Source organism: Streptomyces sp. YS-3, from assembly GCF_045257485.1.
Lineage (GTDB): Bacteria > Actinomycetota > Actinomycetes > Streptomycetales > Streptomycetaceae > Streptomyces.
This window is the reverse complement of sequence record NZ_JBJHPC010000293.1, coordinates 1-8,874: the sequence shown is the minus strand read 5'-3', so window position 1 is coordinate 8,874 and position 8,874 is coordinate 1. Positions and strand designations below refer to the sequence as shown.

The following is an 8,874-nucleotide window of genomic DNA, read 5'->3' as shown; positions in this document are numbered from 1 at the left end:
GCGAGGACAGGATGTTCTCCAGAGACGAAGGGGGACGGGTCAGCGGTGAGTGCCGGCCCTGGCAGCGGTGGAGGCTGATGCCGGTGAGGCCGGGGCCGGTCCGGTGCGCGGTAGGCGGGGGTGGGCACCGCTCGGTTGGATGCCCATAGTGCGTGGTTGCTGCTGAACCGGGTGTGCGGGGCGGTGCCCAGGGCACGACGGGCCCGCTGGTTTTGACGTAGAGGGATGGCTTCGATGCGCAGGTGGGGGGTCGTAGCCCCAGTCCAAGCTGCTGGTGGTGTCGGTGACATGGACGAGCGGGCGAGGTAGCCGGAGCGCGCGTCTCGTCGTCCTGCCGTCCTGGCCGTGTCCGAGGGGGACGGCTCGGCGGCGGTACCGGTCCAACGTTTCCTTACGATCGTCCGATCGTTGCCCAGGTGCGGACACGGTTCGCCGTGCCTGCCCTTGGTGTTCGTCCACGTGGGAGGAGTCAACGATGGCCGCGCAGGACTTTCTGACGGCGAAGATCGAGCAGGGATTTGATCAGCTCGACGTCAACGGCAATGGCGTGCTCACCGAGAACGACCATCTGGAGATGGGGCGCCGGGTGGCGTCCTCCCTCGGTCACGCCGAGGACTCCCCGCAGGCGGAACGCATCGTCGACGCCTATACGACCATCTGGCGAGAGGTGCATCTGCCCTTCGTCCCGGCGGGCAGCGAAGGGATTTCCAAGGGGCAGTTCGTCACATCGACCCGTGCGCTGGCCGGGGACCCGGAAGCCGCCGAGGCAACCCTGGGAAGGCTCGCCGAAACCTACCTGGAGATCGCCGACCTCGATCAGGACGGCCGGATCAGCCCCGGCGAGTTCCTCGCGTTCCAGCGCGGGCACTTTCCGGGCCTGACAGAGGAGATGGCGGACGAGGCGTTCAGCCACCTCGACACCGACGGTGACGGCACACTGTCACCCGTGGAATTCACCAACGCGGTCATCGAGTTCTGGTCCAGCTCGGACCCCGAAGCCACCGGGAACTGGTGGATGGGGCGCCCCGCCGTCGTCAAGGAAGACTGAGGCCGACCGGTCTCGGTGAAAGCGCCCGGACCGCCAGGATGTCGATCAACCCCTCTGGGCGCGACCGGCGCCGGTGTGTCCCGCACCGCGTTCGCAGTGGCTACCCGCCAACTGGCGTCAGGATCGCCGCTGTACACGTGACAACGACCCGCTGTACGTCTCATGGCGCCAAGGGAGACCGGGGGCTCTGGACTGCCAGGATGCCCTCAAGTGAGGCGCAGAGGAAGGGGAGTGCTAAATGCGGGGCAGGGGAGCGGAGTTCACGGGCGGGCCGGAGGCGTCGGTGCGGGCGCAGGTGTAGCCCACGAGTGTGGAGGGGCCGGCCTTCGCGGGGACGGTGGCGGCGTCGTTGCAGACGAACTCGTAGCGGATGCTCGTGCGCGGGATGTCGTGCAGCCAGGCCCGGTCGTCCTTGCCGGGATTGAGCTGGATCCCGTGGTGGGTGACCGCGTCGGTCTGGGTGTGGGTGTGGGAGAACAGGACCAGCGCACCGCCGTCGGCGGTCTTGAGCGCGTAGGCGTCACCGTAGCGGTTGGCGGCGCCGGCGAACGTGCTGGTGCCCTTGTTGCCGTACTGGGTGACGGTCTCGTCATGGACCTTGATCTGCTGGCTGCTCGCCTTGCTCTCGGTGAAGATCTTCTTCCCGGAGTTCTGGCCCCCGGTGGCGAAGTTGTCCAAGACGCCATTGCGGAGCAGGTCGGTCCCCGCGGCCAAGTCCTTGTTGCCGTTGGCCGCCACCGCGATGGCATACCCGTCGGCGTCCAGGGCCACCTTGGGCAGGTCCGTGCCGTACAGATCAGCGGCGGAGACCAGCTCCCACCGATGGTGCTGCGGCTGCTCGGCGAAGACGGCGAGTCGGCTCGGGGCCTTGCCCTTGGTGCCCGAGAGCGCGGCGGCGAACCAGCGCGGCTGACCGTCCGCGATCCGCGGGATGTAGAGCTGGGCGCTCTGCGTGTCGTACGCCCACGGTTCGTACGCCGTGCGCTCGGAGGCGGTCAGGCCCTCGGACTCCTTGAACTCGGAGATCGACATGGCATACATCGGGCCGTCCTCGACCGTGTCGAGCAGACTGCGGTCGTTCTCGGCGTTGGCCTTGTTGTTGACCGCCGAGTACCGGTCGATCTCGGCGAGGGCCTGCTGCTTGGTCAGGGCCGACGGTGGCAGCTCCTGCTGTTTGCGGGCACTGGCGGACGGGGCGGGGCCCTTGGCTGTGGGGCTGTCGCTGCCGCTGGTGCAGGCACTCGCGGCCAGGGCCACGCATGCAGTGGCGATGGCCAAGGGAAGGCGGCGGATGGGGCGGCGAATGGGGTGCTCCTCAAGAAGGGGATGGTTGGTGATCCGCCTCTAGAGTCCGGAGAATCCCCGGTTTCGCTAACCGGGGATTGTCCGCTATGTTGCCGCCTTCGCCCGCGAGGTCACACGGGTGCGACGCTGCCCTCCAGCGGGGGCGCTGCGGAGCGTCTGTGCAGGTCAGCGCAGGATTCTGGAGACGGTCGGTGACGCTGGAGCGGGCACGGGCAGCGTGGCAGGCAGCCGGTTCGTGTGCGGGGGCGGTGCTGCAGGCCGTGAGCCGGACGCAGCCGCGACGAGCAGGTCGGCACCCCGGTGCAGGTTGCTGGCCGCGTCCATCAGGTGCCGGCGGGCACTGAACAGCCGGTCATCGATGGCCTGTGCTCGTTCGCACGTCTGTGAGCCGCCGCTGCTGTCATGGAGGCGGCCGACCTCGACGATGGCTTCGCCCAGCTTGGCCAGCGCCCAGCCCAGAGGACCGGTCGCCCGCGTCATCAGCGCGACCTTGCGGTGGTCAAGGGAATCGGCGGTGTCGGGATGCGGCTTCGCCCCCCGGTTGTGGACGGCGGCTTCATGTGCGAGCGAGACGAAGAGACCCGCAACAAGGCGGACTTGGTCTTCTACTTCCTCACCGATGCTGGCGAGCGAATGGGTGGATTGTGGGGTCGGCAGGTCATCGGCGGCATGGCGGATGCGCTCGGCCAGCGCGTGCAGATGCGCCGCCTGATCCAGACCGGCGAGCGGGCCGGGTGACTCTGGCGCTGTCACCGGATGCGACCGGACGCGGGCGGCACCACCCTCGGCAGCACGATGCTGGAGCCCGCGACGCTCGCCCCAGCGGCCTGCCGCGCAGAGGGGCGGGGGGCCAGGGCGCGCATGCGGTCGACCGCGACGTGCAGGTCTTCACCGAGCCCGCGCAAGGTGGACGCGGCGTCCTCTAGGTCGTAGTGGAGGTCGAACCCGTCTTCCTGGTCGGACTCCTTGGCCTTCTCGGCCGCCGCTTCAAAGAACTCGGCGAGCCGCTCCAGGAGGCCGTCGGTCGGTTCCAGGATTTGGTCGGTCAGGGCAGCCACGTCCTCAAAGGACGTGGCTGCGTTGAGCAGGTCGGTGAGCGCAAGTACCTGACGGCCGTAGACATAACGGCCGCCTGGATCGGTGGGGGTGGTGACGCTGGCGGTGGGGACTGCGGGTATGGCGGAAGGTGTGGACAGGTGGGATCTCCTGACGGCGTGGGCGGGCAGAGGCCCGGTGCGGTTCTAGGCGTATGACCCGCAGGGTTGTTGCAGCGGCTGTTCGGCTGCTTACGTCCGAGTGCGCTGTGGCCGCGATGGTCGTTGTATGTGCAGGAAGGTGTCGAGGGCTGTGGTGCGCTGTTCGTTGCTGATGTAGGGCCGTAGGCGGTCCCATTCGTCGAGCAGGGTGCGGTTGAAGCGCTCGGCTTTCCGTTGGTCTGAGACCGGCAGGCGGGGCTGAGTTTGCCGCTCGCGCCGCGTCCGGCCAGGACGTTCTTTCAGACCAAGCCATGCGGTAGGCGCAGGCATTGTGGGTGAGGACCCGTTCAATGCGGGTGCCGTGGTGGTGGACGAACGCGGTCGGGAGATGAGAGCGGATCACGCGGCGGGTGTGTAGCCCCGCGTCAGTGCAGCAGGCGGACCGCGTAGAGGCTGTCGGTGTCGGCAGGGTCCTTTTCGTAGGTCATCGACTTGCCGGTGACAACGAAGACGGTGCCGCTCTCCTTGTCCTGACTCGCACGGTGGATGTATTCGCCGGGAAATGAGGCGGTCCAGGTGATCTCGCCGGTTTCCGGAGCGAGCGCGGCGAATCCGCCTTGGATGCCGGTTGTGGCCAATATCCAGCGTGGGGTGTCGAGGCCGGCCCCGTCTTCGGGCTGGAGGGTGCGGACCGGGAAGGTGCCGCGTGCTTTCCAGAGTATGTGGCCGTCGCGCGGGTCGAACGCCGCGGTGACCATCCCGGCGCCCGCGGAGTCGCCGCGGACGCCGGCTATGAGACGGGTGCCAACCGCCGCCGGGTTGTCGTAGCCAGTCTGCGTCCACACAGTCTTGCCGGTGTCGAGTGAGATTCCCGTGAGCGTCCCTTCCGTGGGATAATCGGCGTAGACGCCGGTTTTGGCCGCGGGAAAGTAGAGATCCAGGGTCCCCTTCGCCTCCCACCGGACCGTGCCGTCAGCGATGTTCAGTACGGACATCGCCGACCCTTGGTTGTAACCCGTGGTGAACACCTGGCCGTTGTGTACTTCGACTCTGTCGACGGAACCCTGCCATACCACCTCGCGGGTGATAGGGCTGAGCGCGTAAAGCATGTTGTCGACATTGGCCATGGCCCGAATCAAAATGATTTTGTCGGAGGGTGCGTACAGCCCGTTGATCGGCGTTTTGGGTGACTTCCACGTCCACAGGGCCCCACCCGTTGCTGGGTTCAGCGCGACTACCAGGTCAGCCATCGCCGCATAGAGGGTCTTGCCGTCGGCAGAGAATCTGAGGGAAGCCGATCCGGAAGCGCTGATACTGTCGTCACCCAGCGGCAACGTGTAGCTCCACTGGTTCTTCCCCGAGACGGCTTCCACCTGGTTGACCCGACCCTCGCTGCTGGTGTAGAGAACCCCAGCCGCACTGATTGTCCAGTCGTGCTCCTTGTCCTCCGGCGCGTCCGGAAACGCCCACAACTCCCGCCCGGATCCGATGTCTACGGCATGCAGGGCTTTCTCCCCGTCGGCGAGCACTGCCTTCCCGCAGCGAGCGACGGGAAGGGGAAGGCCCTTGGCAGGCTTCTGCCATATCACCTGCGCCGGAGCGCTTGTCGCTCCAGGGCTCGGCTGGACAGGGCCTTTGCTGCCCTTGCCGTCCGTTCCACCACCGTCCGGGGGGTCTCGAAGCACCGTGACGGCGACTACGCCGCCGGTCACCACGGTGACCAGCGCGCCGACGAGCAGCGTACGGCGCTTTACCGTGTGGGCGGCAGGCGGCACCGGCTGTGGATGTTCTGCGGTATCCGGATCGGGCGGAGCGGTTGCCGGGGCATCGGCATCCCCTCCCGCGGTCAGTCCGACCGTGCCGCTGCCCTCCCTCGACACGGGTAACTGTTGCGCGCCCTGCCTCGGCTGGACCGCTACTCGCTCCGAATCGGGAATGCTGTTGAGCCCGGCACCGATCCTCTGGAGCCTGTCCGCGACATCCAGGGCGGAAGCGGGGCGTCCGCCCGGCTCCTTGGCCAGCAGGTCAAGCACCAGCCGGTCGAGTTCGTCAGGTATGCCTGCGCGTCGGGCACTCGGCCGATCAGGGGCCTCCATCGCGTGCGCCACGAGGTGGCCCAGAGCGTCCCGTTGCCCGAACGGAGTTTGGCCTGTCAACAGTTGGTGGAGTAGGCAACCCACGGAGTAAAGGTCCGATCGGTGGTCCACAGAACGGCCCCGGGCCTGTTCCGGAGACATCCAGGGTGCACTGCCCAGGACCGCGTGACTGCGGCTGAGCCGCTCCAGACCCAGTGCAGGATCGAACCAAGCGATCCCGAAATCCACCACCTTTACCTTGCCGCCAGACCCGATCATCACGTTGGCCGGCTTAATGTCGCGGTGCACCACGCCCTTCGCGTGGGCAGCGGCGAGCGCAAGACACACCTGCCGCGTCCAGTCGACGGCCTGAGCCAGGCTGAGCAGTCCCTCCTCGCGTAGAACCGCGTCGAGAGCGCGACCGTCGGCCAGTTCCATCACCACGTAGACCGTGTCCCCGTCACGGCCGTAGTCGTGAACGGTCACCACATGGTCGTCGGAGATCCTGGCGGCGGCCCGAGCCTCGCGCTCCAACCGATCCGCGGCTTGGATATCCGCTGCGAAGCCAGGCAGGACCTTGACCGCCACGGTCCGGTGCAGGACTCGGTCCCAGCCCCGCCACACCTCCCCCATCCCACCCGAGCCAATACGATCCGACAGTTCGTAACGCCCGGCCAATAACCGCATCACAACAGCCTCTCTCCACCGACCCACGGGACACAGTTCTACGGGGTGGACTTGATACAGCACCAGTGGCCGGGATGGTCAAACTGACCGGCTACCCGACGGTACGCACATCATCGTGCGCTGCGAGCGGTCACGCCCCGGAGCGAACCTCTCGCTGTTTGACCAGGGCGAGCGCCTGTGGCACCTGGTGTTCCTTACCGACACCCCTACCCCGGTGAGGAGGCGGGCCTCCTCCAGTTACTGGCGGTCCGCCACCACGTACCGATTCGGCCGGTTCCCTTCCAGCCACGTCGTCATCAACGCGGCCTGGCTCGAACTCAGCCTCGCAGCGCTCGACCTCCTCGCCTGGTTCTCCAACCTGCCGCTGCCCGGCTCCTCGGCCGAGGCGTCCACCCGCGCCCCGTCCCGCCCCGCTACCTGCCCTGGAGACACGAACTCGTCGCCGTGTTCCGCCGACCCGCTGCGCTGCCCCGGCCGATCATCTGACCGGCATGCCTTCGACCACCCGCGACCCGAGGAATCTTGGAAAAACCCGTCCACCGCGCCGGGGCCGCTATGCCCACCCACCGACACCGTCTCAAACGACCTCCTCTGAAACGGCGAGGTTACCGGTGGCGTGTGCTCGGCTGGGACTGCGGTGACGCCGGGGGCTGTGGCAGGGCCGCTGTCGAGAAGAATCGGTGGAATTCGAGGTGGGTGTTGAGTTCCTTGGCCGCGTCGCGGAGCGATTCCGAGGCGCGTCGCAGATAGGCCCGGGCCGTGGCGTGGTTGATGACCATGTGGTTCTCCCGGTACTGCTGGTCGGTGGGGCTGGAGGACAGGGGAAGGGAAAGGGCGCTCTCCGCGGTTTCGGCGAAGTGCGGCGCGGCCTGGTTCGACATGGTGGCCGCCGTAGCGAGATGGGCGAGGACCACGCTGCCGGCACGGTTCGTACTGTGGGTGCTCCGGGCGAAGTCGGCAGTCAGTTGGACGACGTCGCGGGAGAAGCCCTGGGCGCTGACGGTGTGCTGGAGCAGTTCGGCATACGAGGGCTCGGCCGGCACGCCGCCGAATTCATCGAGCAGCTCGAACTGCGCGGCAGCGGCCAGGAGTTTGGCCTTCAGGCCGTCGAGCGCGTCGATGAGGTGGAGGGTGGTATTGCGGGGTATCAGCTCGCGCTGAACATCGAAGTTGATGGAACTGCCGGACCTTTCAATGCATTCGGGCATCCGTATCGAATAGCGCCAATTCGCGTGGGTGTAGTTGGTGTTGGACGATAAAGGATCTGCCTGCGACCTTCCATAGCCCGCGTCCTCGGTTGAGATGGGCGATGGCATCGCTCTCTACGGAGGTGAGGCCCAGCAGAGCTGCCGCGGCGTGGAGTTGGTCGGTCTCCTGGCGGTAGATGATGCGGGTGGAGCAGTCAGCGAGCAGGCCCTCGGCCAGGGCCCGCCCGCGGGATCCGGCGTCTCCGGCGGTGAGGAGGTCGCTGAGCCGGTGGATGACCATGAGGTTGGCGATGCCCAGGCCGCGGGAGAGTTTCCACTGGGACTGCATGCGCTGGAGCAGACCGGGGTGGCGCATGAGACGCCAGGCTTCGTCGTAGACGATCCAGCGCCGGCCGCCGTTCGGGTCGGAGAGCGCGGATTCCATCCAGGCGGCGGCGCAGGTCATGGCGAGGACGAGGGCGGTGTCGTCGCCGGAGCCGCCCAGGCGGGACAGGTCGATGGTGAGCATGGGTGAGCTGGGGTCGAAGGCGACGGTGGAGGGGGCGTCGAACATGCCGGCCAGGTCGCCGTGGACGAGGCGGCGCATGGCGTGGGCCAGGTCGCGGGAGGCATCCCCGAGGCGGCCGGACATCAGGCCGCCGGCGGTGTCGAGGTCGTTGGGGTTGTTGAGCATGGTGGCGATGTCGCCGAGCAGCGGGGTGCGGCCGGTGGCTGTGGCGCGGGTGACGACGGCGTCCAGGGCGACGTCGAGTCCGGTGTGTTCCATGGGCAGCAGGTCCCGTCCGAGGACGGTGCGGGCCAGGGAGCCGAGGAGCAGCAGGCGCCGTTTGCGGATCTCGTTTGCCCAGTCCGTTTCGGAGACCGACGGCGGGCGTGGGGCTGCGTCCAGGGGGTTGAGCTTGCCGGGCAGGCCGGGGCCGAGCGCGATGGAGGTGCCGCCGAGGGCTGCGGCTACCGGGGTCCATTCGCCCTTGGGGTCGCACGGGACGTAGACCCGGTAGCCGAAGGCCACGGACCGCAGCGCGAAGGACTTCGCCAGGGCGCTCTTGCCCTGGCCGATGACTCCGGCCAACAACACGTTGGGGTTGGTGAACCCCTCGATCTTCCCGTACAGCGCGAACGGATCGAAACAGAAACTGGCCTCAGCATGCATGTCACGGCCGATGTAGATGCCCTCGGCGCCGAGCCCGCCTTCGGCGAGGAAGGGATAGGCGCCCGCGACGGTGGCGGTGGTCATGCGGTGGGCGGGCAGCTTGAGCTTGCTGCCGCGTGCGGAGGCGGGGCCGGGACGGCCGCCGGGTGGGAACAGGGTGGGCGGCGTCTGCTGCTCGCCCTGTTCGGGGCCGGCGCGGTGC

Annotated in this window: 7 protein-coding genes and 1 pseudogene; 1 reads left to right on the top strand and 7 read right to left on the bottom strand. The window is 67.8% G+C overall.

Translation table 11 applies throughout. The annotated features are described in order from the left end of the window. Positions 1-475 precede the first annotated feature (475 nt). Positions 476-1,048 (top strand): EF-hand domain-containing protein, encoded by a 573-nt coding sequence (locus tag ACJA3G_RS22400; protein WP_406554812.1) that lies wholly within the window; start codon positions 476-478, stop codon positions 1,046-1,048. Positions 1,049-1,282: 234 nt separating this feature from the next. On the opposite strand, the gene ACJA3G_RS22395 is transcribed toward ACJA3G_RS22400, so the two are convergent. From ACJA3G_RS22395 to ACJA3G_RS22365, 7 genes and pseudogenes are all read right to left on the bottom strand, one after another. Then, the gene (locus ACJA3G_RS22395) at positions 1,283-2,305 is read right to left on the bottom strand and encodes a hypothetical protein (protein WP_406554811.1); all 1,023 of its coding nucleotides are present in this window, start codon (positions 2,303-2,305) and stop codon (positions 1,283-1,285) included. 213 nt (positions 2,306-2,518) lie between these two features. Beyond that, positions 2,519-3,106 carry a hypothetical protein gene (locus tag ACJA3G_RS22390; RefSeq protein WP_406554810.1) on the bottom strand — a complete coding sequence of 196 codons (588 nt, stop codon included), beginning with the start codon at positions 3,104-3,106 and terminating at the stop codon, positions 2,519-2,521. Further along, positions 3,103-3,411: a hypothetical protein gene (locus ACJA3G_RS22385; RefSeq protein WP_406554809.1), complete on the bottom strand. Its 309-nt coding sequence runs from the start codon at positions 3,409-3,411 to the stop codon at positions 3,103-3,105. The genes ACJA3G_RS22390 and ACJA3G_RS22385 overlap by 4 nt, the downstream gene beginning before the upstream one ends. Before the next feature lie 194 nt (positions 3,412-3,605). After that, positions 3,606-3,904, bottom strand: a pseudogene (locus ACJA3G_RS22380) (integrase core domain-containing protein); the annotation flags it as partial. A gap of 70 nt (positions 3,905-3,974) precedes the next feature. Further along, the gene (locus ACJA3G_RS22375) at positions 3,975-6,311 is read right to left on the bottom strand and encodes a protein kinase domain-containing protein (protein WP_406554808.1); all 2,337 of its coding nucleotides are present in this window, start codon (positions 6,309-6,311) and stop codon (positions 3,975-3,977) included. Between the two features lie 605 nt (positions 6,312-6,916). Beyond that, positions 6,917-7,519: a hypothetical protein gene (locus ACJA3G_RS22370; protein WP_406554807.1), complete on the bottom strand. Its 603-nt coding sequence runs from the start codon at positions 7,517-7,519 to the stop codon at positions 6,917-6,919. Beyond that, on the bottom strand, positions 7,503-8,828 hold the full coding sequence (locus ACJA3G_RS22365; protein ID WP_406554813.1) for an ATP-binding protein: 1,326 nt from the start codon (positions 8,826-8,828) through the stop codon (positions 7,503-7,505). The genes ACJA3G_RS22370 and ACJA3G_RS22365 overlap by 17 nt, the downstream gene beginning before the upstream one ends. Between the last annotated feature and the right edge of the window lie 46 nt (positions 8,829-8,874).